General features: G+C 67.5%; 26 protein-coding genes. 11 read left to right on the top strand and 15 right to left on the bottom strand.

All coding sequences use genetic code 11. From position 1 onward, the window contains the following. Nucleotides 1–7: 7 nt before the first annotated feature. Nucleotides 8–769, bottom strand: coding sequence for an ABC transporter ATP-binding protein (locus tag HF886_RS14350; RefSeq protein WP_169652644.1), 762 nt, complete (start codon nt 767–769; stop codon nt 8–10). A gap of 108 nt (nt 770–877) precedes the next feature. Continuing rightward, on the bottom strand, nt 878–1,639 hold the full coding sequence (locus tag HF886_RS14345) for an SDR family oxidoreductase (RefSeq protein WP_169652643.1): 762 nt from the start codon (nt 1,637–1,639) through the stop codon (nt 878–880). A 147-nt stretch (nt 1,640–1,786) separates the two neighbouring features. Here HF886_RS14345 and HF886_RS14340 point away from each other — a divergent pair, with 147 nt between their 5' ends. Further along, on the top strand, nt 1,787–2,557 hold the full coding sequence (locus HF886_RS14340; RefSeq protein WP_169652642.1) for a deoxyribonuclease IV: 771 nt from the start codon (nt 1,787–1,789) through the stop codon (nt 2,555–2,557). A 160-nt stretch (nt 2,558–2,717) separates the two neighbouring features. On the opposite strand, the gene HF886_RS14335 is transcribed toward HF886_RS14340, so the two are convergent. Genes HF886_RS14335 through HF886_RS14325 form a run of 3 tightly spaced genes read right to left on the bottom strand, consistent with a single transcriptional unit; the run spans nt 2,718 to nt 4,797 of the window. After that, nucleotides 2,718–3,311, bottom strand: a complete 594-nt coding sequence (locus HF886_RS14335; RefSeq protein ID WP_169622653.1) for a TetR family transcriptional regulator — start codon at nt 3,309–3,311, stop codon at nt 2,718–2,720. Continuing rightward, the gene (locus HF886_RS14330) at nt 3,308–4,063 is read right to left on the bottom strand and encodes an ABC transporter permease (RefSeq protein WP_169622652.1); all 756 of its coding nucleotides are present in this window, start codon (nt 4,061–4,063) and stop codon (nt 3,308–3,310) included. The genes HF886_RS14335 and HF886_RS14330 overlap by 4 nt, the downstream gene beginning before the upstream one ends. Further along, on the bottom strand, nt 4,060–4,797 hold the full coding sequence (locus HF886_RS14325) for an ABC transporter ATP-binding protein (protein ID WP_169652641.1): 738 nt from the start codon (nt 4,795–4,797) through the stop codon (nt 4,060–4,062). Before HF886_RS14325 ends, HF886_RS14330 begins: the two co-directional genes overlap by 4 nt. A 123-nt stretch (nt 4,798–4,920) precedes the next feature. On the opposite strand from HF886_RS14325, the gene HF886_RS14320 reads away from it, so the two are divergent. The 3 genes from HF886_RS14320 (at nt 4,921) to HF886_RS14310 (ending at nt 8,030) form a co-directional block, all read left to right on the top strand. After that, nucleotides 4,921–5,508 (top strand): hypothetical protein, encoded by a 588-nt coding sequence (locus HF886_RS14320; protein WP_169652640.1) that lies wholly within the window; start codon nt 4,921–4,923, stop codon nt 5,506–5,508. A 108-nt stretch (nt 5,509–5,616) separates the two neighbouring features. Further along, on the top strand, nt 5,617–7,518 hold the full coding sequence (locus HF886_RS14315; protein ID WP_169652639.1) for an ABC transporter ATP-binding protein: 1,902 nt from the start codon (nt 5,617–5,619) through the stop codon (nt 7,516–7,518). After that, a complete protein-coding gene (locus tag HF886_RS14310; protein WP_169621696.1) occupies nt 7,515–8,030 on the top strand; it encodes a DUF664 domain-containing protein in 516 nt (171 codons plus the stop codon). The genes HF886_RS14315 and HF886_RS14310 overlap by 4 nt, the downstream gene beginning before the upstream one ends. 8 nt (nt 8,031–8,038) lie before the next feature. Here HF886_RS14310 and HF886_RS14305 read toward each other — a convergent pair whose 3' ends face one another. Beyond that, nucleotides 8,039–9,877: a DEAD/DEAH box helicase gene (locus HF886_RS14305; protein WP_169652638.1), complete on the bottom strand. Its 1,839-nt coding sequence runs from the start codon at nt 9,875–9,877 to the stop codon at nt 8,039–8,041. A 143-nt stretch (nt 9,878–10,020) separates the two neighbouring features. On the opposite strand from HF886_RS14305, the gene HF886_RS14300 reads away from it, so the two are divergent. The 3 genes from HF886_RS14300 to HF886_RS14290 all read left to right on the top strand — a co-directional run bounded on the left by HF886_RS14300 (nt 10,021) and on the right by HF886_RS14290 (nt 13,979). Next, entirely contained in the window at nt 10,021–11,295 is a 1,275-nt protein-coding gene (locus tag HF886_RS14300) for a TrpB-like pyridoxal phosphate-dependent enzyme (protein ID WP_169652637.1), read from the top strand. Between the two features lie 69 nt (nt 11,296–11,364). Further along, complete coding sequence (locus HF886_RS14295) at nt 11,365–12,003, top strand: phosphoribosyltransferase family protein (RefSeq protein ID WP_169652636.1); 639 nt, start codon at nt 11,365–11,367, stop codon at nt 12,001–12,003. A gap of 173 nt (nt 12,004–12,176) precedes the next feature. Then, nucleotides 12,177–13,979, top strand: a complete 1,803-nt coding sequence (locus HF886_RS14290) for a long-chain fatty acid--CoA ligase (RefSeq protein ID WP_169652635.1) — start codon at nt 12,177–12,179, stop codon at nt 13,977–13,979. A 115-nt stretch (nt 13,980–14,094) separates the two neighbouring features. On the opposite strand, the gene HF886_RS14285 is transcribed toward HF886_RS14290, so the two are convergent. Genes HF886_RS14285 through HF886_RS14275 form a run of 3 tightly spaced genes read right to left on the bottom strand, consistent with a single transcriptional unit; the run spans nt 14,095 to nt 16,632 of the window. Beyond that, on the bottom strand, nt 14,095–14,709 hold the full coding sequence (locus HF886_RS14285; protein ID WP_169652634.1) for an alpha/beta fold hydrolase: 615 nt from the start codon (nt 14,707–14,709) through the stop codon (nt 14,095–14,097). Between the two features lie 34 nt (nt 14,710–14,743). Continuing rightward, nucleotides 14,744–15,919, bottom strand: coding sequence for an amino acid deaminase/aldolase (locus tag HF886_RS14280; RefSeq protein WP_169652633.1), 1,176 nt, complete (start codon nt 15,917–15,919; stop codon nt 14,744–14,746). Between the two features lie 44 nt (nt 15,920–15,963). Further along, nucleotides 15,964–16,632 (bottom strand): TetR/AcrR family transcriptional regulator, encoded by a 669-nt coding sequence (locus HF886_RS14275; protein ID WP_169652632.1) that lies wholly within the window; start codon nt 16,630–16,632, stop codon nt 15,964–15,966. A gap of 75 nt (nt 16,633–16,707) precedes the next feature. Between HF886_RS14275 and HF886_RS14270 the strand changes: the two genes are divergently transcribed. Next, nucleotides 16,708–18,015, top strand: a complete 1,308-nt coding sequence (locus tag HF886_RS14270; RefSeq protein WP_169621688.1) for a D-arabinono-1,4-lactone oxidase — start codon at nt 16,708–16,710, stop codon at nt 18,013–18,015. A 15-nt stretch (nt 18,016–18,030) separates the two neighbouring features. On the opposite strand, the gene HF886_RS14265 is transcribed toward HF886_RS14270, so the two are convergent. From HF886_RS14265 to HF886_RS14250, 4 genes are all read right to left on the bottom strand, one after another. Next, the gene (locus HF886_RS14265) at nt 18,031–19,008 is read right to left on the bottom strand and encodes an adenosine deaminase (RefSeq protein WP_346765156.1); all 978 of its coding nucleotides are present in this window, start codon (nt 19,006–19,008) and stop codon (nt 18,031–18,033) included. Between the two features lie 43 nt (nt 19,009–19,051). Further along, entirely contained in the window at nt 19,052–19,813 is a 762-nt protein-coding gene (locus tag HF886_RS14260) for a crotonase/enoyl-CoA hydratase family protein (protein ID WP_169652631.1), read from the bottom strand. 113 nt (nt 19,814–19,926) lie between these two features. Next, nucleotides 19,927–20,985, bottom strand: a complete 1,059-nt coding sequence (locus HF886_RS14255; protein ID WP_206037057.1) for an AMP-binding protein — start codon at nt 20,983–20,985, stop codon at nt 19,927–19,929. Between the two features lie 94 nt (nt 20,986–21,079). Beyond that, nucleotides 21,080–22,591 (bottom strand): MFS transporter, encoded by a 1,512-nt coding sequence (locus HF886_RS14250; protein ID WP_346765370.1) that lies wholly within the window; start codon nt 22,589–22,591, stop codon nt 21,080–21,082. A gap of 38 nt (nt 22,592–22,629) precedes the next feature. Between HF886_RS14250 and HF886_RS14245 the strand changes: the two genes are divergently transcribed. Both HF886_RS14245 and HF886_RS14240 read left to right on the top strand, forming a co-directional pair. Further along, nucleotides 22,630–23,322 carry a GNAT family N-acetyltransferase gene (locus tag HF886_RS14245; RefSeq protein WP_169652629.1) on the top strand — a complete coding sequence of 231 codons (693 nt, stop codon included), beginning with the start codon at nt 22,630–22,632 and terminating at the stop codon, nt 23,320–23,322. A 33-nt stretch (nt 23,323–23,355) separates the two neighbouring features. Beyond that, nucleotides 23,356–24,414: a glutathione S-transferase C-terminal domain-containing protein gene (locus HF886_RS14240; protein WP_169621683.1), complete on the top strand. Its 1,059-nt coding sequence runs from the start codon at nt 23,356–23,358 to the stop codon at nt 24,412–24,414. On the opposite strand, the gene HF886_RS14235 is transcribed toward HF886_RS14240, so the two are convergent. Continuing rightward, nucleotides 24,396–24,845 carry a VOC family protein gene (locus HF886_RS14235; protein WP_169652628.1) on the bottom strand — a complete coding sequence of 150 codons (450 nt, stop codon included), beginning with the start codon at nt 24,843–24,845 and terminating at the stop codon, nt 24,396–24,398. The genes HF886_RS14240 and HF886_RS14235 overlap by 19 nt on opposite strands. A 24-nt stretch (nt 24,846–24,869) precedes the next feature. Beyond that, nucleotides 24,870–25,703 carry an AraC family transcriptional regulator gene (locus HF886_RS14230; protein ID WP_296548900.1) on the bottom strand — a complete coding sequence of 278 codons (834 nt, stop codon included), beginning with the start codon at nt 25,701–25,703 and terminating at the stop codon, nt 24,870–24,872. A gap of 45 nt (nt 25,704–25,748) precedes the next feature. Here HF886_RS14230 and HF886_RS14225 point away from each other — a divergent pair, with 45 nt between their 5' ends. Beyond that, a complete protein-coding gene (locus tag HF886_RS14225; protein ID WP_169621680.1) occupies nt 25,749–26,438 on the top strand; it encodes a hypothetical protein in 690 nt (229 codons plus the stop codon). Nucleotides 26,439–26,488 lie beyond the last annotated feature (50 nt).

The following is a 26,488-nucleotide window of genomic DNA, read 5'->3' as shown; positions in this document are numbered from 1 at the left end:
AACGCTCCTACTTCGCCAGAGGTGACATGGCGGCGGGATCGAACTGCTTCATGCGATCCAGAACCGAGTCGGCGGTCGGGTCGCGCATTTCGTCGACAACGCTGCCGTCCGAGAGGAACACGACGCGATCGGCGTATGCGGCGGCACGCGGGTCGTGCGTGACGATCACGACCGTCTGCCCGAACTCGTCCACCGAGGCGCGCAGGATGGACATCACCTCCCCGGACGAACGCGAGTCCAGGTTGCCGGTCGGCTCGTCACCGAAGATGATCTCGGGACGGCCGACCAGTGCGCGGGCACACGCGACGCGCTGCTGCTGCCCACCCGACAACTCACCCGGCCGGTGACCGAGCCGGTCGCCGAGGCCGAGGCGCCCGACGACCGTGTCCAGCCATTCCTGATCGACCTTCCGGCCGGCGATGTCGACGGGCAGCGTGATGTTCTCGAGCGCGGTGAGCGTGGGAACGAGATTGAACGCCTGGAAGACGAAGCCGACGCGGTCGCGCCGCAACTGCGTCATCTCCTTGTCGGACAGGCTGGTCAGATCGGTGTCGCCGATGAATACCTGTCCGGAGGTCGCGCTGTCGAGGCCGGCCAGGCAATGCATGAGTGTCGACTTGCCCGATCCGGACGGGCCCATGATGGCGGTGAACTCGCCGGCGGCGAATTCCACCGTGACACCGTCGAGTGCGTGAACGGCGGTGTCGCCGGTTCCGTAGATTTTCTTGAGATCCTGGGATCGGGCTGCGGGAGCCGAGTGCGATGGCATGTGACCATCTTCCTCGGCTCCCCCGTCTTGCACCATCGGGGAGGACCCTGATCCCCTTTTCAGGGAATCGCCGGGTGGGCAGCCACTACGACAGTCGAATGCTGCGGGTCATGCCCAGCGTGCCTGGCCGCCGTCGAGCGGGACCGTCGCGCCGGTCAGGTAGCGGGCGTCGTCGCTGCAGATCCACGCGACAGCACGGCCGATGTCTTCCTCGCAGTCGCCGATGCGCCGCAGCGGGATGGTCGCGACGAACTCCGCGGCCTCCTCGGGGCGGTTCTCCGTCCACCACGCCAATCCCGGCGACATGGCGTGGGGGGCGACGGCGTTGACCCGGATTCCGTCGACACCCCATTCGGATGCGGCGGCCCGGGTCAACGACCTCAATGCCTCCTTGACCGAGGCGTACCCGCCGTATCCGGACATGTCCCAGCGCACGGCCGCGGATGTGACCATGTTGACGATCGAGCCTCCGCCGCGCGCCTTCATGATGGGGTGGACCGTCTGCATCGCGTGCAGCGCCGCGATCGGCCCGGTGCGATAGGCGTTCTCCATCAGCTTCGCGGTCAGGTCGAGGACCGGTCCGAGCGGGTTGAGACTGGCGTTGTTGACGAGGATGTCGACGCCGCCGAGCAGCTCCGAGGTCCGCTCCACCGTGGCTGTGATCTGGTCGAGGTCGGCGATGTCGCACGTGAGAGGCTCTGCGGTGCCCCCGATCTCCCGTATCTGCCGGACCGTGTCGTCGAGCTTGCTCTCGGTGCGGCCGGTCACCGCGATCGCCGCTCCTTCGCGGGCCATCGCCAGCGCGACGCCCTGACCGATTCCTTGCCCGGCACCCGTGATCAGCGCGACCTTGCCGTCCAGCTTCCCCATGAGATCTCCCGTCGTCGGCGACAGGTCGGATTCGTCGAAGGCGCTGCTGCCCCTCGGCGGTCGCCGGTCGCCCCGAATCAAGCAGATCCCGCGACCCGACGCGGCATTGCGGTCCCGGTGACCGGGAAGCTCCCCTACGCTTGGTCCATGCGGATAGGCGCGCACGTCCGTCAGGACGACGACCCCATCGGGCAGGGTGAGCGGCTCGGCGCCGACCTGGTGCAGCTGTTCCTCTCGGATCCGCAGAAATGGGACACCCCGGGTGAGCACCCGCGGAAGGATCAGATTCTCGCCTCCGACATCGACGTGGTGGTGCATTCGCCGTACGTGGTCAACGTGGCGAGCCTCAACAACCGGTTGCGGATGCCGTCCCGGAAGGCCGTCGCCGAACATGCCGACGCCGCATCGAAGATCGGGGCGTTCGGGCTGGTGGTGCACGGTGGGCACGTGCGCGACGGCGAGAATGTCGCGGCGGGCGTCGAGAACTGGCGGAAGCTGTTCGAACGGCAGGAGGACAAGGGCGGGTTCGCCGTTCCGATCCTCGTCGAGAACACGGCGGGTGGCGATTTCGCGATGGCCCGATACGTCGACGCGATCGGCCGGTTGTGGGACGCGATCGGCGACTACGGCGCCGGCTTCTGTCTCGACACGTGCCATGCCTGGGCAGCAGGCGAAGATCTCGCCGATGTCGTCGATCGGGTCAAGGCCGTCACCGGGCGGATCGACTTGGTGCATCTGAACAATTCGCGGGACGAATTCGATTCGGCACGCGACCGGCACGCGAATCTCGCGGACGGCACCATCGATCCGCAGTTGCTCGCCGAGATCGCCGTGGCGTCCGGTGCGCCCGTCGTCCTGGAGACGCCCGGCGCCGGTATCGCCGACGACATCGCGTACCTGCGCGAGCACACCGCGTAGGGCTCAGGAGGTCGCGGCGTCGCTGCGCCACTGTCCGATGCCCACCACTCTCAGCAAGGCGAGGGCTTCCGCAGCGGGTGTATCGGCGCCGCCGAGTAGACCAGCACGGGCTGGTCCGCGTCGGGTATTTTCGTCGATCCCTTCGGGCGAGTGCGGTCGGTCAGCCCGGCAGGTCGCCGGTGAGGTAGCGCTGAAGCGTCGGAGCGACGATCTCCACGATCCGTCCCGACGGCAGCGACGCGAGCGGTTCGAAGGCGAGGATGTACCGCACGAGCATGATCCCGGTCATCTGGGTCGCCACGAGTTCCGCCCGAAGTCGTCCCGTTCCGGCGGGGTGGTCGATCCGGGCGAGCAGCGGTTCGAGCGCGACCTCGAGCAGCAGGGTCCGGATCAGACTGCCCTCGCCACCCGCGATCTCCGAGCGGAACATCGCGACAGCGGCGTCGCGGTGCTCGGAGTCCCACAGCCCGATGACAGCGGCGGCGAGAGCGTGTCCGAGGCCCTCGAGGGGCGACGCGTACACCGGCGCAAGGACGTCGTGCGGATCGACGGGCAGTGCGATCGACGCGGTGAACAGATCGACCTTGGAGCCGAAGTAATGATGCACGAGGGCCGGGTCGACATCCGCTTTCGCGGCGACCGCACGAATCGTGGTCTTCTCGAACCCGTTGGCGGCGAAGAGTTCCCGTGCGGCGTCGAGGATGGTCTCACGCGCGCCGGACGTTCCCGGCCGCCGTCCCGACCGCGGGCTCACTGCGTGCGACGACGCAGTGTCGCCGCCCCCAGCGCCAGCGCCACCGCGATAAACCCCACGACGACGACGAGATTGCGGAGCATCGGACCCGTCGTTCCCTGCCGACTCGCGACCTCCTGCAACGCTTCGACCGCGTAACTGAGCGGAAGGACATTGCTGATCCAGCGCAGCCAGTCCGGGAGATCCTCGCGCGCCACGAGCAGGCCGCACAGCAGGAATTGCGGAATCACGAGTACCGGCATGAACTGCACAGCCTGGAACTCGGTGCGGGCGAACGCACTACACAACAATCCCAGCGAGACGCCGAGAACTGCCACCAGGATCGCGATCACGAGAACCCATGCGACCGGACCCTCGGCGGCGACACCGAGCAGGCCGAACGCGACGACACATGCCAGGCCGGCCTGCACGACCGCCGCCGCGGAGAACGCGCTCCCGTATCCGGCGAGGAGATCGAGTTTCGCGAGCGGGGTGGCGAGAATCCGCTCCAGAGTTCCGGAGACTCGTTCGCGTTGCATCGCAATGGAAGTCACGAGAAACATGACTACGAACGGCAGTATCCCGAGCATGACGATCGCGATACGGTCGAACAGGGTCCGGCCGTCTGGGCCGGCCGGGGTGTTCTGGTACATGAAGTACAGCAGGATCATCAGAAGGCTCGGTACCAGGGCGATCATCACGACGGTGCGGTGATCCGCCTTCAACTGCCGCAGGATTCGTTCGGTGGTCGCCGCATACGCAACCGCATTCATGACGGTGCCTCCGTGCTCGTACGGATCAACCGGAGAAACGCGTCCTCGAGGCGGGTTTCGCCGGTCCGGTCGCGCAACTGCGCAGGGGTGAGTTGACCGACGAGTCGGCCTTCGCGCAACAACAGCAGGTCGTCGCAGCGGTCGGCCTCGTCCATCACATGACTGGATACGAGCACGGTGACGCCACGTCGCGCGAGTGAGCGGAAGTGTTCCCACAGTTCGACTCTCAGCAGCGGGTCGAGCCCTACGGTCGGTTCGTCGAGCACCAGGAGTTCGGGATCCCCGACGAGCGCGCACGCGAGCGACACGCGTCCGAGTTGCCCACCGGACAGCGCGTCGGCGCGGGTACGGGCGTGGCTTCCGAGCCCGACTGCCTCGATCGTCTCGTGGACGGTGGAGCGAGGTCTGCCGTAGAGGGAGGCGAAGTAGGCGACGTTGTCGGTGACAGTCAGGTCCGGGTAGACGCTCGCCGACTGGGTGACGTACCCGACGCGACGGCGGAGTTCGACTGTCCCGGCGGGGAGACCGAGCACGGTCACCGTGCCGGATTCGACGATCTGCCCGCCCACGATCGAGCGCATGAGCGTGGTCTTGCCACAGCCCGACGGGCCGAGCAACCCGGTGATCGAGCCGCGCGTGACCTGAAGAGAGACCTCGTCGAGGGCGAGATGGGGACCGCGGCGAACGCGAAGATCGTGCACATCCACGGCGAGGGAGTTCGGTGGAGTATTCATCGCGACTCAATTCATCGAGCGTTGAAATATGCGTTACGGCTACTGTCCGCCGTGATGTGATCGACGTCAATGCCTCCGAGCGCCTTCCCGGATTCCCGAGTCGCGCGCCGTACCATGTGCCCCATGATTCGCACCCGTATCGGCCTCGCCGTCTCCGCCGCCGCGTTGGTTCTCGCGGGTTGCTCCGCTTCGGACAACGATCCGGCACCCTCGCCGGCCGTGTCGGTGAACACGCCGACCACGCAAGCGCCCGAGCCGGACTCCTCGAACACCCCCACCGATGCGGCCGACAAGGTCTCCCCCGCGGGTGCGGGAGCGAAACTCACGGTCACGGACATCCGGACCGGCGTGCACGAGGGCTTCGACCGCGTGGTGTACGAACTCGACGGCGAAGGCACTCCCGGATGGCGGGTCGGCTACGTGGCCGAGGCCGTCCAGGACGGGAGCGGCAACGAGGTCACCGTCGCCGGCGATGCCGTCCTGCAGGTCCTGATCGACGGATCCGCCTACCCGTTCGACAGCGGTGTCGAGCCGTACGCGGGGCCCGATCCCGTCCTCGCCGCACCGGGCGGTTCGGTGGTCGAGGTCACCGGCTCCGGCGTCTTCGAAGGCGTCACCCAGTCGTTCGTCGGCGTCTCCGAATCCGGCACCCCGTTCGCGGTCTATTCGCTCAGTGACCCGCAGCGCGTGGTGATCGACGTCGCCCGCTGAGGCGGAGAGAGCAAAAACGGTTGGGTCCCGGAGCGCCCGGAACCCTAGGCTTGACCTCTAGCGCACTCGAGGTTCTACCGTCGGGTGCGAGCTGAGGAGGCCCCGTCCATGAGTATGGAAATCACCGCGTGGAACGCGATGTACAACGCGATGCACGCAGAGAGCGATCGACGCCCGTTCTCGCGCGCCACGCTGAAGCGGATCGCCGCGTTCGCCGGTCCGCACCGGCGGAACATCACCATCTACCTCCTCCTGAGCGTCGCGATCGCCGCGCTCGGCGTCGCGACACCGGTCCTCGCCGGCCGCGTGGTCGATGCGATCGTGGACAACGCCGCAGTATCGGTGGTGGTGTGGCTCGCCGTGATCATCGCCGCACTCGCACTCGTCGAGGCCGGCCTCGGCATCGCCAACCGGTGGTTGTCCTCGAGCATCGGCGAAGACCTGATCCTGGATCTGCGCACCACGGTGTTCGACCACGTACAGCGGATGCCCGTCGCGTTCTTCACGCGCACGCGCACCGGCGCACTCGTCTCTCGTCTGAACAACGACGTGATCGGCGCGCAGCGCGCCTTCAGCGACACCCTGTCCGGGGTGGTCGGCAACCTTGTCACCCTCGTCATCACCCTCGTGGTGATGCTCGGGATCTCCTGGCAGATCACCCTGCTCGCACTGCTGCTGCTCCCCATCTTCATCGTGCCCGCCCGCCACATGGGGACTCGGCTCGCGCAACTGAGCCGCGAAGCGGCGAACCACAACTCGGTGATGAACACCCAGATGACCGAACGGTTCTCGGCGCCCGGCGCCACGTTGATCAAGCTGTTCGGCCGGCCGTCCCAGGAATCCACCGAGTTCGCCGTCCGCGCGCGCCGGGTGCGCAACATCGGCGTGCGTACCGCGATGCTCCAGAGCGTCTTCGTCACGGCGCTGACGCTGGTGTCCGCGCTCGCGCTCGCGCTCGTCTACGGGCTCGGCGGCTTCTACGCGCTGCGCGACCAACTGGACCCCGGGTCGGTGGTCGCGATGGCCATGCTGCTCACCCGCCTCTATGCCCCGCTCACCGCGCTGGCCAGTGCCCGCATGGACGTGATGAGCGCGATGGTGAGCTTCGAGCGGGTCTTCGAGATTCTCGATCTCGAACCGCTCATCAAGCAGTCCCCCGACGCCCGCGACGTGCCCAAAGGCCCGGTATCGGTGGAGTTCCGAGACGTGAGCTTCGCGTATCCCTCTGCCGACAAGGTGTCGCTCGCGTCGCTCGAGGAAGTCGCGGTGCTCGATTCCCGCGGCGGTGAGACGGTGCTGCACGATCTGTCGTTCCGGGTGGAGCCGGGGCACATGGTTGCCCTCGTCGGATCGTCCGGTGCCGGTAAATCGACTGTTGCACAATTGATTCCGCGTCTCTACGACGTGGACACCGGCTCCGTGTCGCTGGGCGGGGTCGACGTGCGCGACCTGAGCACGGATTCGATCCGCAGCACCGTGGGACTGGTGACCCAGGACGGACATCTGTTCCACGACAGTGTGCGAGCGAATCTGCTCCTCGCCCGGCCCGGCGCCACCGAAGACGAACTGTTCGACGCCCTGCGCCGCGCGCGACTGGCCGACCTGATCGGGTCACTGCCCAACGGACTCGACACCGTGGTGGGCGAACGGGGCTACCGCCTGTCCGGCGGCGAACGCCAGCGGCTCACCATTGCGCGTCTGCTGCTCGCCCATCCGCAGGTCGTGATTCTCGACGAGGCCACCGCGCACCTGGACTCGACGTCCGAAGCCGCGGTGCAGGAAGCACTCACCGAAGCACTCGCGGGACGGACATCGGTGGTCATCGCGCACAGACTGTCCACCATCCGGGCCGCCGACCAGATCCTGGTGGTCGAGGACGGCCGAATCGTCGAGCGCGGCACCCACGCCGAACTCCTCGCGGCGGGGGGCCGCTACGAAGAACTCCACCGAACCCAGTTCGCCGATTCAGGACCGAAGTCGTCCGCGTTGGTTCCCACACTGGGGTCATGACTACGAACGAATCGGAACTGATCCTCTCACTGCTCGACAACCAGTACTCGGCGCTTCGCAATGCGGTGTCGGACCTGACCGAGGAACAGGCACGTTCTGTGCCGAGCGCGTCGTCGCTCAGCCTCGCGTCACTGCACAACCATCTCGTGCAAGGGCATGCCGCTGCCGCCGACCGGATCGCGGGCACGGTGAACCCGGACCGCGATCCCGTCGAGGACTGGCAGTCGGCGTGGCTGGTCGACGACACCGACAGCGCGGCAGGCCGGCTCGCACGACTCGACGCCGTCGCCGAACAGTTCGCCGCGGTGCTGCGTGCCGAGCCCGACCTCGACCGTGTCGTCGACCTGCCGGCGGATGTCGCCCGGTGGCTGATACACGACGGCCCACTCACCGTCCGGTTTCTTGCTCTACACCAGATCGAGGAGTGGGCTCGTCATGCCGGTCATGCCGACGTCATTCGTGAATCGATCGACGGCGCGACCGCCGCTACGCTCAGCGGTGCGACGTGGTGACCTGACGGTCAGTCGCGGCCACGGAATCCGCCGCCGCTCTGCTCGCGACGGTCGCCGCGGTCCTTGCGGTGGGTGAAGTCTCCGCTGCCGCGGCGCTCGCCACCGCTTCGCCGGTCGCCGCCGCGGTCGTCGCGACCACGGTAGTTGCTGCTCGGCCGGCCTCCGGGTGCACCCGAATCGGGCTGCAACTGGATGAGCACACCCGAGATGCGGGTTGCCCGCAGCGCGTCGAGCGTCTGCGCCGGCAGATCCTTCGGGAGTTCCACCAGGCTGTGGTCGGCGCGGATGCTGATGTGTCCGAAGTCGCCGCGGCGGAGGCCACCCTCGTTGGCGATGGCACCGACGATCGCACCCGGCTGCACGCGGTGCCGCTTGCCCACCGAAATCCGGTAGGTAGCCATCTCCTGGCCGTCGCGACCGACCTTCGGACCGTCGTCGAATCGACGCGCGGGGCGCTCGCGCGGGTCGCGTTCACGGCGCGGAGCGGCGACGGGTTCGGGCTCGTGCTCCAGGAGGAACGACTCGCCGTCGCGCGACATCAGGGCCAGAGCGGCCGCGATGTCCGCGAGCGGTACGTCGTGCTCGCGCTCGTAGTCCTCGATGAAGGTGCGGAACAACTGGAGGTTCTCGGACGCGAGCGCCTCGGTGATCGCGTCGTAGAACTTCGACACACGCTGCGCATTGACATCGTCGATGCTCGGCAACTGCATTTCGGCGACCGGCTGGCGGGTGGCCCGCTCGATCGACTTGAGGAGATGCCGTTCACGCGGGGTCACGAACAGCAGCGCGTCACCGGTGCGTCCGGCGCGACCGGTACGGCCGATGCGGTGCACGTACGACTCGGTGTCGTGCGGGATGTCGTAGTTGACCACGTGGCTGATGCGGTCGACGTCGAGGCCACGTGCCGCGACGTCGGTCGCCACGAGGATGTCGAGCGCACCGCTCTTGAGCTGGCCGATGGTGCGCTCACGCTGCGCCTGCACGATGTCGCCGTTGATCGCGGCGGCGGAGAACCCACGGGCGCGCAGCTTCTCTGCCAGATCCTCGGTGGCTTGCTTCGTGCGGACGAAGATGATCATGGCCTCGAACGACTCGACCTCGAGGATCCGGGTGAGGGCGTCGAGCTTGCGCTGATGGGATACCGACACCCAGCGCTGGGTGGTGTTCGCAGAGGTCGTCGTCTTCGACTTGACGGTGATTTCCTGCGGGTCCTTCAGGTACTTCTTCGACAGACGGCGGATCGCGCCCGGCATGGTCGCCGAGAACAACGCGACCTGCTTGGTCTCCGGGGTGTCGGCGAGGATCCGCTCGACGTCTTCCTGGAAGCCCATCGTCAGCATCTCGTCGGCCTCGTCGAGGACGAGGTATTCGAGTTCCGAGATGTCGAGGGTGCCCTTGGCAAGGTGATCGATCACACGTCCGGGGGTACCGACGATGACCTGTGCGCCGCGGCGCAATCCGGCCAGCTGAACGCCGTAGGCCTGGCCGCCGTAGATGGGCAGCACATGCAGCCCGGGGATGTGTGTGGAGTACTTGCCGAAAGCTTCCGCGACCTGCAGTGCAAGCTCGCGGGTCGGCGCAAGGACCAGCGCCTGCGGCCGCTTCTTCGTGGTGTCGATCCGCGAGAGGATCGGCACCGCGAATGCGGCAGTCTTGCCAGTGCCGGTCTGAGCGAGACCGACGACGTCCCGTCCCTCCAGCAGTGGTGGTATGGTCGCCGCCTGAATCGGCGACGGGGTCTCGTAACCCACGTCCGAAAGGGCCTGCAGCACACGGGGGTCGATGTCGAGATCGGCAAACGTGATAGCTGCGGTCTCCTGGTTGGGGGCGTCTTCGATTTCACTCATTTGACCAGCAGTTTATCGGATCGGTGCGGCTTGCCGCGCCATACCCCGGCTATGAGAGTGCTTTCACCTCCCTGCCAGGGCGTGTTCGCTCACACCTTAGGGCACGCGACCACGCCTTCCCCGACAACGAGAGGACCGCCGCTGTGCCGGACTCCCAGGCCATCCCCACCCACTGGTACAACATCGCCGGAGATCTGGACGTCGCGCCTCCTCCACACCTGCATCCCGGCACCCGCGAACCGGTGACCGCCGACGATCTCGCACCACTGTTCGCGACAGGCTTGATCGAACAGGAGTTGTCCACCGAGACGGACATCGCGATCCCGGACCCCGTCCGCGAGGCGTATGCGAACTACCGCACCACGCCGTTGATCCGCGCCCGCTCGTTCGAGAAGGCACTGGGGACCCCGGCCCGCATCTACGTCAAGTACGAAGGGGTCAGCCCTGTAGGCAGTCACAAAGTCAACTCCGCCGTCGCGCAGGCCTACTACAACTCCCTCGACGGGGTCACCCGGCTGACCACCGAGACCGGCGCCGGGCAGTGGGGCTCGGCACTGGCGTTCGCGTGCGCCAAGTTCGGTATCGACCTCGAGGTGTGGCAGGTGCGCGCCTCGTACGACTCCAAGCCCTACCGGCGCTTCCTGATCGAGACCTACGGCGGCACGGTCCACGCGAGCCCGTCGGAATTGACCGAGGCGGGGCGTGCGGTGCTCGCCCGGGACCCCGACACCCCGGGCTCGCTCGGCATCGCCGTGTCCGAAGCCGTCGAGGTCGCGGTGAAGGACCCGCACGCCCGGTACACGCTCGGCAGCGTGCTCAACCACGTCGTGCTCCACCAGACGGTGATCGGGCTGGAAGCGGTCGAACAGCTACGCGCAGCGGGCGAGGACAACGCCGACGTCGTGTTCGGCTGTGCCGGTGGCGGTTCCAACCTCGCCGGCCTGGCGTTCCCCTTCATCCGGGAAGTGATCCACGGTCGAGCGAGAACGCGTGTCGTGGCCGTCGAGCCGACCGCGTGCCCCTCGATCACGCAGGGTGAGTACCGGTACGACCACGGCGACATCGCCGGACTGACGCCGCTGCTGAAGATGCACACCCTCGGACAGGACTTCATTCCCGATCCGATCCACGCGGGTGGGCTCCGGTACCACGGCATGGCGCCGCTGCTGAGCCACACCGTCGAACTCGGATACGTCGAAGGCCGCGCGGTCCGTCAGACCGACGCCTTCGCCGCCGCGGTCGAGTTCGCGCGGAACGAGGGAATCGTTCCCGCCCCCGAGGCGTCCCACGCGATCGCGGCAGCCGCCGACTACGCCCGGGGGCTCACCGAGCCCGAGGTCATCGTGATCGGCCTGTCCGGACACGGCCAGCTCGACCTGCCCGCCTACGACGCCTATCTCTCCGGGCGCCTGACTTAGCCGATCCGGGCGGTAGCCGATCCGGGCGGCACGCGGTCCACGACGTGCCGTCCGGCCCATACTGGAGAGGTGCCGTATGCCTCTCGAGAGGACGCCGGGCGGAAGCTCGCCCGCGCGGCAAGGCACCTGCGCGACACTCGGGATCCCGTGGTGCTGGCTCTGCCGCGCGGGGGGATCCCCGTCGCGCGGGAAGTCGCCCTCGCTCTGAGCGCACCGCTCGACGTTCTGGTGGTGCGCAAACTCGGGGTGCCGTGGCATCCCGAGCTTGCGATGGGAGCCATCGCGGAGGGCGGGTTCCGCGTCCTCAACGAGGACGTCGTCCGGGTGAGCCGGATCGACGACGACACGATCGATGCAGTCGAAGCGCGAGAGCGCACGGAACTCGAGCGGCGGGCCACCCTGCTCCGCGCCGGGCACGCGCGACTCGAGTTGTCGGCCCGCACCGCATTGATCGTCGACGACGGGATGGCTACCGGCGCCACGGTCGCGGTGGCGTGCCTGGCGGCGCGTGCGAGCGGCGCCGTCGTCGTGATCGTGGCCGTGCCCGTCGCCTCCCCCGAGGCTGCCCGCCGGGTTGCCCGGGTCGCCGACGAGGTGCTCTGCCCGTGGATTCCGCGCGATACGAACAGCGTGGGTGCCGCGTACGACGACTTCCATCAGCTCGAGGACGACGAGGCCGTCCGGATCCTTCGCAGCACTCGGTTGTGATCTGCAACTCATAGACCATGTAGCATCGTGCCCATTACCCGGCGGTAGGTTGTGTTGTGCACATCACGCTTATCGGACTGTAAATTATTCGCAATTCGGACGCCCGGGTGATGCAAATCCCAATGAACTGTGATGCAATGCACACCGCAGATTCAAAAAGATGGAGGGTCGCAGTGAGTGAGATTGCCGTACCACAGTCGTTCTCGATTCCGGAGAACGTCTCGATGGCCGATTCGGTGTTCCGGCACGAGAAGGAATCCCCGGAGTTCGTAGCGTTCGAGCGGCCCATGGACGGCAAGTGGGTGAAGGTCTCCGCACGAGAGTTCGCCGACCAGGTCCGCAGTGTCGCCAAGGGCCTGATGGCCTCGGGCGTCGAGTTCGGTGACCGCGTCGCGATCCTCTCCGGGACCCGCTACGAGTGGGTCCTGCTGGACTACGCGATCTGGACCGCGGGTGGCGTCACGGTGGCCATCTACGAGACCTCCGCCGCCGATCAGTCCAAGTGGATCCTCGAAGACTCGGGCACCTCGATTCTCGTGGTGGAGAAGGACGAGTACGCCGACGTCGTGCGCGAGGTCGCCGACGCCGCACCCGCCCTTCGCGAAATGCTCACGATCGAGCCCGGCTCCGGCGGCAAGAGCGCCGTCGAGGAACTCATCGCCCGCGGCGCGGCGATCACCGACGAGCAGGTCGAGGAACGCCGGGCTCAGGTCGTCGCGGAATCCGGCGCGACCCTCATCTACACCTCGGGCACGACGGGCCGCCCCAAGGGTGTTCTGCTCAAGCATCGTCACCTCTACGCCGAGTCGACGGCGTGCGCCATCGCCCTGCCCGAGAGCATGCAAGCCGGCCGTCGCACGCTGCTCTTCCTGCCACTCGCGCACGTCTTCGCACGTCTGATCTCGTTCTCGGCCTTCGACAGCCGGGTGACGGTCGCGCACACCTCGGATCTGACGACCCTGCTCGACAAGTTCGCCGAGTTCCAGCCCGACTTCATCCTGTCGGTGCCCCGGGTCTTCGAGAAGGTCTACAACTCCGCGAAGCAGAAGGCCTACGACGGCGGCAAGGGCAAGATCTTCGAGAAGGCCTCCGACGTCGCGATCCAGTACAGCCAGTCGCTCGAGACGGGCGGACCGGGCCTGGGCCTGAAGATCAAGCACGCGGTCTTCGACCGGCTCGTCTACGGCAAGCTGCGTGCTGCTCTCGGCGGCAAGGCGAGCATGGCCGTCGCCGGCGGTGCCGCACTGGGCGCGCGCCTCGGACACTTCTTCCGCGGAGTCGGCGTCAACGTGCTCGAGGGCTACGGCCTGACCGAGACCACCGGCGGCATCATCATGAACACCCCCGCCGCACAGAAGATCGGCAGTGTCGGCAAGCCGTTCAACGGCTGCGCCGCGAAGATCGCCGAAGACGGCGAACTGCTGCTCAAGGGCCCACAGGTCTTCGAGGGTTACTGGCAGAACGACGAAGCCACCAAGGACGCGATCCGCGAGGGCTGGTTCCACACCGGCGACATCGGTGCGATCGACGAGAACGGTTTCGTCTCGATCACGGGCCGCAAGAAGGAACTCATCGTCACCGCGGGCGGCAAGAACGTCGCTCCGGCGATCCTCGAGGATTCGCTGCGTGCGCACCCGCTGATCAGCCAGGTGCTCGTCGTCGGTGATTCGAAGCCCTTCATCGGCGCACTGATCACCATCGATCAGGAGGCGCTGCCGGGCTGGCTCGAGCGCCACAGCCTGCCGGCCGGGACTCCCGTCGCCGACCTGATCAAGAACGCGGACCTGATCGCCGAGATCGACACTGCGGTCGCCGACACCAACAAGAAGGTGTCCAAGGCCGAAGCGATCAAGAAGTACCGGATTCTCGATACCGACTTCAGCATCGAGACAGGCGAATTGACGCCGACGCTCAAGCTCAAGCGGAACATCATCCACGAGAAGCACGGCTCGGAGATCGCCTCGATCTACAACTGATCGAGACAGCTTCGTAGCAACACTGCGCACTGTGCCCCTCGCCCGACCGGCGAGGGGCACAGTGCGTTTCACACCAGCTGGGTCACACCATCGGGCACGCCGCCGCCCGGCGCGTTCACGACACCTCGAGCACGAAGCCGGCGACCTCGTCCGTCACGAGCCGGTGTCCGGGCTCGTGCAGCAGGTCGTGCCCGGCATCGGCAAAGTCCCGCCAGCGCAGGGTGGGGATCGACGCGGCCCACTCGCGCACGGGTCCGACGGGAGCCAGCCTGTCGTCGAGGCCGTGCAGTGCGAGGGCCGCCAGGCCGGTCGCGGAGAGCAGAGCCGCGGTCTCCGGAACCGCAGCCCGGCGCGGCGTGCCGCACAGCACCACACCGCGGAACCGTGCGGCATCGGAGCGCAGAAGTGCCAGAGACGACGCCGCGCCGAGCGAATGGCCCATGAGCACGAGCGGCACTCCACTCGGTTCGGCGACAGCGGTGAGTGTCGCCAGATCCGCGGCATGGTCCGCTGTGTCTCCGGCCTGCCCCGGTTGCCCTTCCGACAATCCGTGGCCCGCCAGATCGAGGCCCCAAAGTGCGATACCGTGCGCGGCGAGTCCCCCGGCGAATCGGTGGTAGTGACCGGTGTGCTGCCCCATCCCGTGCGCGAAGACCACTCCGGCGCGGGGTTCGTCGACGGACCAGTGCCGCCAATGCATCCGGCCGGTGCTTCCCGGGAAGAAAGGCATGGGCGCATCCTTCCATCCGGTCACCGCCGGCCGTTCACCAGCAATGACCCTCGCCACGGTAAGTGGGTACCTCGACGCGGGTCTCGCCGTCCACGACGTACAAACGGTCGAAACGCTCACACAGTTCACCGGCCTTCGCGTGCCGAAACCAGACCCGGTCGCCGATCGGGATGTCCCGTGCCGCACGACCCGTCACCGGTGTCTGCACCTCGCCGGCACCCTCGTTACGGAGCAATCTCAGTCCCGCAGGGCGCACGGGGCGCGGCACCCGCGAGGTGGAGGCCGGTCCCGAGGCGATGTACCCGCCGCCGAACAAGGTCGTGATCGCCGCTGCGGGTTTCCGCACCGCGGGCAACGCGAAGAAGAGCGACGGCTGGGGCGTGAACGCGCGGTAGTGGTCGAACAGGGTGGGGACGTAGAGTCCCGATCCGGCGGTGACCTCGGTGACGACCGCATCGGCGGAGCTGACCTCGAGAGAACCCGTTCCACCGCTGTTGACGATCTCGAGGTCGCCGACGACGGCACGCACCGCGTCGACCACGGCGCCGCGCCGGGTGGCGAGTTCGGCAGCGGACGCGCGCTTGACCCAGCGGACCGGAGCCGAAGAGTCCGGGAGACCGGCGATCTGGGCTTCGTAGAACATCACTCCGACTACGGCGAAGCCGGCGGAGTCTGCACGGTGCGCCAGCGCGGCCACCTGGTCCGGGGTGCGCAGCGGCGAACGCCGCACCCCCAGGTGCACCGGTCCGACGCGAAGCGATGCGTCGACATCCACGCACACCCGCGGCCGTACACGCGCCTCCCCCATGGCATTACGGATGATGCTCAGGTGCGCGTCCGAGTCGATCATCAACGTGATGGAGTCGAGCGCGGCAGGGCGGGAAGCCAATTCGGCCAGTGCGCCCCGGTCGACGGTCGGGTAGCCCATCAGTACGTCGCGCGCTCCTTGTTCCACGAGCCACAACGCCTCCCGCAGGGAGTACGCCATGATCCCCCGAAATCCCTCACGCTCCGTCAGTCCGGGGCCGAGAACCTCCTCGAGGACCGCGCGGCACCGCACCGATTTGCTCGCGACCCGGACGGGCGTGCCTCCCGCACGCCGGACCAAGTCCCGCGCATTGCCGCGCAGGGTCTGCAGGTCGAGTGCGGCGAAAGGCGGATCGAGCTCGGTGGTGGCGGCGTCGAGTCGGTCGAGGGCAGCGTGGAGCAAGGCACATCCATCCGGTTGTCGGTCGGAAACGTCGGTCGGGTCGATCACGGTCGTTCGATGGCGCGGGAGGCGATGATCTCCGCCAGGTTGTCCAGTTCGATGGTCACCGCGTCGTCGTCCTGATCGACGAGCCAGCGGAGCACAAGCCCGTCGAGTAACGCCAGAGCAAGTCGCGCGAGGCTCGGGACGGGTTCGATCCATTCGGTGCCGGATCGGTCGGCGCACGCCAGCAGGAAGCGGCCGGCATGGTCGTCCATCCGCTGGTACTGCAGTGCCGCGATGTCGCCGCTTGCAACGGGCGAACCCGCACCGGTGGGCGCGATCCCGGCGGGCCGGTGCCGCAACGAGTACGCGGTGATCTCGTAGGTGAGCAGCTGGCGTCCGGCCGTGAACTCGAGAGCGGGCCACATCGCGGTGAGGCCCGCGTGCAGAAGCTGACGGAGTCCGCCCAGCCCCTCCGGGCCGGGCACGTCGTCGGGAATGTCGAAGGCCGCGTTCATGGCCTCTCCCAGCTGGTCGATGAGCGTTTCCGCCATCGCGACGACGAGCGCTTCCTTGTTCTCGAAGCAGTAGTGCACGACGCCGAGGGATACGCCGGCCTTCTCGGCGACCGCACGGACGGTCACCGCGCCCACTCCTCCCTGCTCGGCGAGCGCGAGCGCCGACTCGACGAGTTGTGTCCGGCGCTCATCCGCGGGCAACCGATTCAGCATGGTCCGATCGTAGATCCCGGCGTCACTCCGGTGTGGCTATTGACCTGAACGCTTGTCCAAGATCATGATTGTGTGATGGCAACCTGGCACAACTGGGCGCGGACCGAAGCGGCGTCACCCCGGCGTTTCGACACCCCCCGCACGATCGACGACCTCGTCGCCGTGGTTGCGCGCGCGTCCCGGCGCGGCGAGCACGTCAAGGCGGTGGGCGCGGGCCATTCGTTCACAGGCGTCGCCGTCACCGACGGCACGCTGGTGTCGCTCGGCGCTCTCTCGGGGATCCTCTCGACGGAACAGACCCCCACCGGAGCCCTCGTGACCGTGTCCGCCGGCACGCGCCTGCGCGACCTGAGTGCGATGCTGTGGGAGATGGGACTGGCGGTACCCAACCTCGGCGACATCGACGTCCAAACCATCGCGGGCGCCATCTCGACCGGAACACACGGCACCGGAACGGGTTTCACGGGCCTCGCGGCTTCGGTGCAGGGATTGACCGTCGTCCTCGCCGACGGAAGCGTGGCGGAATGTTCACCCGAGCACGACCCGGCGCTGTTCGAAGCCGCACGGCTGGGCCTCGGCGCACTGGGTATCCTCGCAACGGTCACCCTCGACTGCGTGCCGGCGTTCCGGTTGCGCGCACACGAAGCGCCGTCGTCCTTGCACGAGACACTCGAAGACATCGAGTCGCTGCGGACCGGCGTGGACCACTTCGAGTTCTACTGGTTTCCCCACACCGACGGTGTGCTGACCAAACACAACACCCGACTCGACGGCGCCGCGCCCACCCAGCCGGTCGGACGGTTCAGAGGACTGCTCGACGACGAGGTCCTCTCCAACGGCGTCTTCGGAGCCTTCCAGCACGTCGGCACCCGCGCTCCCGGCGCCATCCCGCAGCTCAACCGGATCGCCTCGCGTGCCCTGTCCGCCCGCACCTTCGTCGACCGCAGCTACCGGGTGTTCGCGTCCCCGCGCCGGGTCCGCTTCCGCGAGATGGAATACGCCGTCCCGGTCGAGGCCCTGCCGGAGGTGCTCCACGAGATCGACTCCTGGCTGGAGGCAAGCGGCACCCGGATCGGGTTCCCCGTGGAGGTGCGCTTCGCCGCACGGGACGACGTCTGGTTGTCGACCGCGTACGGCCGCGAGACCGCGTACGTCGCAGTGCACCAGTATCACCGGCGCGATCACCGCGCGTACTTCGATGCGGTCGAGTCGATCATGCGCGCGGTGGACGGCCGTCCGCACTGGGGAAAGATGCACGGACGCGCCGCCGCCGACCTGCGTGCGGCCTACCCACGATTCGACGATTTCCTGGCTGTCCGCGATCGCGTGGACCCCGCCCGCATGTTCGCCAATCCGTATCTCGACCGAGTGCTCGGCGCATGACCGGCGCCGCCGCGCTCAGGTGAACGCGGCTCGGATCGAATTGCGCGCGAGGAGCTTCCGCTCCTCTTCGGTGAGACCGAGCTCGTCGTGCAAGGCAGCGAACACGTCGTCGACGTAACCGCCGAAGTACGCGGGATCATCGGAGTTGATGGTCACCGCCAAGCCTGCATCGAGCATCCGGTGCAACGGGTGCACTGACAGCGACTCGACGACGTGCAACCTCACGTTCGACAACGGGCAGGTGGTGAGCGGGATCTGCTCCTCGACGAGGCGCTCGACGAGAGCAGGGTCTTCCAGCGAACGAATCCCGTGGTCGATGCGTTCGGCCCCGAGCAGATCGAGTGCCTGCCACACGTACTCGGGCGGCCCCTCTTCGCCGGCGTGCACAGTGATGTGCAAACCCTCCGCCCGGGCGCGCGCGAAGACGTCTTCGAAGAGTGACGGCGGGTACCCGACCTCCGCCGAATCGAGGCCGAGCGCGACGATCGGGGCCTGAAGCCGCATCAGCTCGCCGAACATCGCGTGGGCGTCCGGTACCGGATGGTCGCGCACGATCGAGGCGATCATGGCCGCGTCGACACCGAACTCCCGGCGGGACACCGCGACGGCATCGGACAGTCCCTCCACCACGTCCTCGAGCGGGACTCCGCGCACCACATGCGCCTGCGGATCGAAGAAGAACTCGGCGTGGGTGATCCCGGCGCGTGCAGCGCGCGCAAGGTAGCCGCGCGCGAGATCGGAGAAGTCCTCGGCGGTACGGAGAACCTCCATGTTCGCGTAGTACAGATCGAGAAACGACTGCAACCCCGAGAACTCGTGCCCGGACAGAAGGTAGTCGACGTCTCCGTGCGGCAACGTCACGTGGTTGCGTTCGGCCAGTTCGAGCATCAGTTCCGGCTCGAGCGTGCCCTCGATGTGCACGTGCAGTTCGGCCAGTGCATCTTCCGGCGACGCGTGCCGATCCACGTCGCCGAGATCGTCTCTCGATGTCACGGGCGTGTCCTCTCTGTCGGCTCTTCCGGCCCTGCTCAGGGCACTAGCGGCCCTGCCACACGGGTGGCCGCTTTTCCGCGAATGCCGTCGCACCTTCGCGCGCATCTTCGGAGACGAACACGGGAGCGGCCAGCTCCATCTGCTTCGAGAACGCTTCGTCCGCCGCCCAGTCCACCGACTTGGCGATGATCTCCTTGGTCACCGCCACCGCCAGCGGGCCGTTGGCGGTGATGCGCTCGGCAAGCGCGAGGGCGCCGTCGAGTGCCGCGCCGGGCTCGGTCAGGGTGTTGACGAAACCGAAGCCGTGGGCTTCTTCCGCGGTGAAGGAGTCGCCGGTCAGAGCCAGTTCCATCGCCTTCTGGTACGGAATGCGGGACGGAAGCCGCAGCAGGCCACCGCCTGCCGCGACCAGACCTCGTTTGACCTCGGGAATGCCGAACTTCGCGTTCTTCCCGGCGACCACCAGATCGGTCGCGAGAACCAGTTCGGTGCCGCCGGCGAGCGCGAAACCTTCGACTGCCGCGATGAGCGGCTTGCGGGGCGGGGCTTCGGTGAAGCCGAGTCCCTTGCCGGGGATCGCAACGTTCTCACCCGCGACGAATGCCTTGAGGTCCATGCCGGCGCAGAAGTTCCCGCCGGCGCCGGTCAGCACACCGACCGAGAGTCCGGCGTCCTCGTCGAGGGTGTCGACCGCGTCGGCGAGACCGCGACTGACCGCCGCGTTGACCGCGTTTCGGGCGTCGGGCCGGTTGATGGTGATGACGAGGACTCGGCCACGACGCTCGAGCAGGACTTCGTCGGACATGAAAACATCCTTCTGTTGTGGGGTGCGGACCGTCCCCGCTCGCTCGGCCGGAGAATTCGGTTACCCGGTGTATACCGGACGCCGGCGGTCGCGAGAATGCCGTGTCCCACCGCTCACGCCACCCGCACGGCCACCGGATAGACGAACCCCTCGTCGTCGATGTACACCTGGTCGCCGGTACGGAACCACCCGTCGTCGGAGAACGTGTCGGCCGTCCCTACCGGGTCGTTCCAATAGCGTCTCGCGACGCTGGGGCCCCGGCACAGCAACTCACCTACACCGCTTTCGGCACCGGGACCGAGGAGACCCACCTCGATTCCCCCGAACGGGACACCCACACTGCGGGGATGCTGCTTGCGGTACTCGGACGGCAGTAACAGCCCGATGCCGCCCGTCTCGGCCACTCCCCACCCGCGGACGCATCGCGCGGAGGGGAACGACGCACGAGGATGCCGCCACGGCACCCTGATTCCGCGCGAACCCGACGCGACCACCGTGCCGCCGAACGCCAAGGTGGGCAGCAACTGCACACTGCACCCGACCGACGTCGACAGCGGCGCGGTGATGACCGTGCGGGCACTCTCGCCCGCCAGATTCATCGCGCGCGCAACTGCTTCGATCGTCGACAGCACGTTGGTGTTGGTCAGTTCGACCCCGTGCATGCCTCCGCCCCATCTGCGCACGTAGTACAGCAGCGCGAGTTCGTCCGGCGACGCTCCGCCGTCGAGGAACGCGATGCCGTCGGGCGGCGGGCCCTGGAGGCAGAGCACCGCACCGCTGTCGGCCACGATCCACTCGAGTTCGGCTTCGCTGCATGCCGGATCGGGCAGAACGGGTACGGCACCGGCGAGTACGACGCCGAGAAACGCTCGCAGCCACTCGAAGCCGTTGCAGTAGTCCACGACCACCCGGTCTGCCGGTCCGACACCTTGGTCGAGCAACCCGCCCGCCACCCTGGCGGCAGCCGACCACAGCTCGCGGTAGGTCAGGGTGTGTCCCGAACGATCAACCGCCGCAACATTGTTCGAGAATCTGAGCGCACTGCGGTCGAGGAGTTCCGCCAGGCACGGTTCGAGCCCTTCGTACTGGAGGATGCCTCCGGAACGGCGCGTGACACGCTCGTCCCTCAACCACCCGGCCCCAGCGGGAATCTCCACCACCGCCAATGACATGCCACCTCCCACGGCTGCGCGTGGTTGAACTATATGGCGCGCGTCACACTCGGGGGGCGTGAACGACAAAGCGGCGTAGAACGCACACGCCGGGTCACAGTGCGGCGCTCTCGGCGGCAGTCTGCGCGCCCGCCTCGCGGCGCAGTCTCTGGCTCCGCGGACGTTCGAACGCCAGCGACGCGACGAGCCCCACCAGCAGGACTGCCGTCGGCAGCCACATGGACTGGGCCATCGCCGCCGCGAACGGTTCGTGCAAGGAGACCGGCATCTCGAGGGCATCCATCTCGGACGCACCACCACTGCCCAAGCCGTTCGCCGACAGTCGCGCGGCCATGAGCGATCCCAGTGCCGCGCTGCCGAGTACCGCCCCGACCTGCCGGGTGGTGTTGTACACGCCGGAACCCGCACCGGCCAGGGCCCGCGAGAGGTGGTGGGTGGCGGTCGCCGACAACGGCGACCAGATAGCGGCGCTCGCGACACCCATCAGCCCGATCGGCAGCAACAACTGCAGACTGGACGTGTCCGGCGTCATGACCAGCGACAGCCACGCGAACGCGACGGCGAGGAGGGCGAACCCGGCGGACGCGATCACCCTCGGATGCACCCGGTCGACCAGACGGCCCACGCCCGGCGCGAGCACCCCGCTCAGCACGGCCATCGGAATCATGAGCACTGCCGCGCCGGTCGGGCTCAGTCCCCGCACCGCCTGGGCGTAGAACATGAACGGCAGCATCACGGACGTGATCGCGAAGCCGATCGAGGCGATTCCCACGTTCGCCAGGCAGAAGTTTCGGTCGCGGAACAACACGAGCGGCACGAGTGGCTCGCCGCGGGTGACCGCCTGATACCGGACGAACACCACCAGCAACGCGATGCCGGCACCGATCAGCAACCACACCCGCGCGGACCAGTCGTACGAGTTGGCTTCCTGGATGCCGAACACGAGACAGAACAAGCCCAGTCCGCTCAGGATCACGCCTGGAATGTCGAGGCGGTGGGCGTGAGTCGGCAGAACCGGCACATACCGTACGGCGAGGAGGAAACCGACGATGCCGACGGGGACGTTCACGAAGAAGATCCACTCCCACCCCAGGGTGTCCACCAGAACGCCCCCGGCGAGGGGACCCGCCAACGTCGCGATGCCTGCCACCGCGCCCCACAACCCCATGGCACTGCCACGACGGTCGGGCGGAAAAATCCTGGTGATCACGGTCATCGTCTGCGGGGACATCATCGCCGCGCCGAACCCCTGGAACACGCGCGCCACGATGAGCATCTCGACCGTCGACGACATGCCGCACCACAGCGACGCTCCCGTGAACACGACGAGACCGCCCAGGTACATCCGCCGGGGGCCGAAACGATCACCCAGGCGTCCGGTGACCAGTAGCGGCACCGCATACGCGAGCAGGTAGGCGCTGGTGACCCAGACGACGCTGTCGATGTCGGTGTCGAACGCACGCAGGATTGCCGGGTTCGCCACGGCGACGATGGTGCTGTCCACCAGGATCATGAAGAACCCGAGGCACAGCGCGGCCAAGGCCGCCCATTGCCCGCCGGCCCCCTCCGGTGTGGCCGTACCGCTCCCCTCGGTGACACCGCTCACGAAAACCCCTCCGCTCCTCGAAGGTCTACGGTATCCCGGTGGACCCGCATCTCTCGAGCATCGCCACCTTGGCATGGTGCCGTGCGCTCGGACTCGCCGACAACGCACTCACCACGCCGGGTGCGGTACTGCGCGTGGACGCGACGACGCGCACCCTTCGCATCCTGCGGGTGGGCGAGGCCGTCGCGGTGGTCGGTCCCGAATCGGCCGTGTCGGCGATCGCGGAACTCACGCCCGACCGAATCGACGAGACCGCGGTACGCGACGCCACCGGCGGGCGCGCGGTACGCATCGAGGACCTGGGACTGTGCGCCGATTGGGTGGACGCGACGCGCGTACGCGACCCCCTCGTCTCCCACGAGGCCGAGGACCTCGCCGAACTCTTGCGCCACTGCCCTCCCGACGACGTGACCGAAACCGATCTGCCGCTCGCGTGGCCGAGCCGATCGTTCGTTCTGCTCGACGACGATCGCCGGCCCCTCGCCGGAGCGGGCTACCGCGAACTGCATTCGCTGCTCGCCGACGTGCGTGTGATCTCCGCACCCGAGTACCGGCGGATCGGACTCGCCGCGACCGTGACAACGCTCGCGACCCACGACGCGCTCGACACAGGCCTGATCCCCATGTCCCGTGTGCGGCGGGGCAACGCCGCCGCGCGTGGACTCGCTGCGGTGTCGGGGTACACCGAATGGGGAACACAGATGACCGTGCGACTACCCGCCGACCCCTAATACGCGTCGGCACGAGACAGAGCGAGGTGCGCCGTGGCCGAGAACCGCGGATCAGACAAGAAGACCGGCGGCACCTACGTCGAGCCGGGTTCCGGCTTCACCCGTGACACCCGGTACATCGACACCCGCATCACCGCCGACGGCCGCGACGGCTATCCCGTCGAGCCCGGGCGTTACCGGCTCGTCGCGGCACGGGCGTGCCCGTGGGCGAACCGCGCCGTGATCGTGCGGCGACTGCTCGGACTCGAAGACGCGCTGTCGCTCGGCTTGTGCGGTCCCACACACGACGAACGCAGCTGGACCTTCGACCTCGATCCCGGCGGTGTCGACCCGGTACTCGGCATCCCGCGGCTCCAGGACGCCTACTTCGCCCGGTTCCCCGGGTACGACCGGGGGATCACCGTTCCCGCGATCGTCGAGGTCCCGACCGGCGAAGTCGTCACCAACGACTACGCGCAGATGACGCTCGACTTCTCCACCGAGTGGACGCGGTATCACCGCGACGGTGCACCCGAGTTGTATCCGGAGAGGTTGCGGGACGAGATCGACGAGGTGTCCGACGCCGTGTACCGCGATGTGAACAACGGCGTGTACCGGTGCGGGTTCGCAGGTTCGCAGGCGTCGTACGACCAGGCGTTCGACCGGCTGTTCGCGCGACTCGATCAGCTCGAGGAACGACTGGGCACCCGTCGTTACCTCGTGGGCGAGTCGATCACCGAGGCCGACGTGCGGCTGTTCACGACTCTGGTGCGCTTCGATCCGGTCTATCACGGCCACTTCAAGTGCAACCGGAATCCGCTCACGGCGTTTCCCGCGTTGTGGGGATACGCCCGAGACCTGTTCCAGACGCCCGGTTTCGGCGACACCGTCGATTTCGTGCAGATCAAACAGCACTACTACCTGGTGCACACCGATATCAACCCGAGCCGGATCGTTCCGCGGGGACCCGATCTGGCGAATTGGCTCAGCCCGCACGGACGCGACGTCCTGGGCGGGAGGCCGTTCGGCGACGGCACTCCGCCACCGCCGCCGCGCGTGGCCGAGAGTGTTCCTCCCGACCACGCGCCGCGTCGTCACTCTCCGAATCCGTGACCGGGGTAGGTGCCGATGCTGAAGTACACGCCGTGCGGGTCGCGGCAGGTGAACCCGTGTGATCCGTAGTCCTCGTCACGGAGTCCGACGGTGATGGTCGCCCCCGCGTCGACAACCTTCCGGTACAGGTCGTCGGCTATGGAGTCCTCGGGAACGACGAGATACACCGAGCCGTCGTCGGGGTGCTGGCTCAACTCGGTCTCACGCTTGACGGACCCGAGCATGAGTCCGCCGCCGTACGGCCACGTCAGTTCGGCGTGGTCGACGCGGTCCCCCTCCCCGTAGACGGCGCTTTCGGCGAATCCGAGGGTATCGACGAGGAACCGGATCGCGGCCCGTGCGTCGCTGTAGGACAGACACGGCCACACTCCGGGGGCGTGGCCGCTGCTGGTGGTTGTCGTGGTTGCTGTGGTCTCCGATGTGTTCGTCATGACCCCAGTCTTCGCGCCGGTGGCTCACTCGTCTTGGACGATTGGGAACACTTCCTCGGCCAGCCAGCGGGACGGCGGCACACCGGCGAGGTCGCGCCACTCCCGGGCCAGGTGGGCTTGGTCGTAGTAGCCGCACACAGCGGCGACGTCTGCGAGGCGGTGCGGTCCCGCGGTTCGCAACAGACTTCGTGAGCGGTGAAAACGCGCGACCCGCGCGACCTCCTTGGGTGGCAGGCCGAATTCTGCGACGAACCGGCCGGTGAGATGCCTACGGCTCCAGCCGAGTTCGTCGGCCACTGTCCGAACCGGACGTCCGGGGTCGGACACCAGCATCCGCCACGCCTGCGAGAGTGCGCTGTCGATTCCCACCTCGCCACTCGCCACGAGGCGTCTGGCGAGGATGCGATCGAGAATCGCGAATCTTTCCGGCCACGTCGGCGTGCCGGCCAGACCGTCGTTCAATTCCCGATAGTCCACACCCAGCACGTCCTCGAGATCGACAGCCCACGACCCCAGTGCGGCAGCAGGTACGCCGAGGAGGGCGCGGGCGCCGGCGGGCGTGAGCGACAACTGGATTCCGTGCTGGAATCCGGTGTGCGCGATGATCACCGGCGCGGACGACAAACCACTCGCGAGTGCGTCGAATGTGTCGGGCGGTCCGACGTCGGGAAGCAAGGCAACCGGCTCGCCAAACGTGATAATTACCGTAACTTCCGGTGACGGCATACCGCGATGGATTCCGGGCGGAAAGCCCGCCAGCCGATATCCTTCGTACCAACGCACGAACGGTCTCAGCAGCGGCGCAGGCCGCTGCCGAGCACCCTGGGAAACCCCGACTGCGCCAGAAGAGCCGGTCACTCGACAAGCGTAACCAGCTCCCGCAGAAAAGAGGACAGAAGCCGAATGAAGGACACCACGGGACCCGTCGAGAAAATGCTCGTGCGGTTGCTCGACAACGGCAGCAAGCTGCAGGGACCCGCAGTTGCGAAGTACGTCGACCTCCTGCGTCGTGCGCATCCGGACGAATCCCCCGCGCAGATCATCACGCGTCTCGAAAAGCAGTTCCTGCTCGGCGTCACGGGCAGCGGATCCGCGGTGGGCGCGACCGCAGCCTTCCCCGGAGTGGGTACCGTCGCGGCACTCGGCGCGGTGGGCGCGGAGACGATCTTCTTTCTCGAAGCGTCGGCTCTGCTCACCCTCGCGATCGCGGCCGTACACGGCATCGAACCCCACGACCACGAACAGCGACGGGCACTCGTGCTGGCGGTCGCGCTCGGCGACACCGGCAAGGAGATCGTCGCGGCGGCCACAGGTACGTCGATGAAGAACTTGCCGAAAGCGCTCACCGGCCAACTCGACAACAAGCAGTTGAAGGTCGTGAACAACTCGCTCGTGAAGGGATTCGTTCGCAAGTACCTCGCCAAACGGAGCGCACTGGTGCTGGGCAAACTGGTCCCCGCCGGAATCGGTGCCGCGATCGGTGGCGCGGGCAACCGTGCGATCGGGAAGCGCACCATCACCAACGCCCGCGACGCCTTCGGCCCGCCGCCCGCGACCTGGAGCGAACTCCGGACGGTGCCTCCCGTGGCCTGACGGTGGACGTGCCGTCCGCGTACGTCCGGCGGCTGTCCCACACCCGGGTA

It is taken from the genome of Rhodococcus sp. 105337, assembly GCF_012844225.1.
GTDB lineage: Bacteria > Actinomycetota > Actinomycetes > Mycobacteriales > Mycobacteriaceae > Rhodococcus.
Note: the sequence above shows the minus strand (reverse complement) of the source record. Positions and strands in the feature narration are given on the sequence as shown.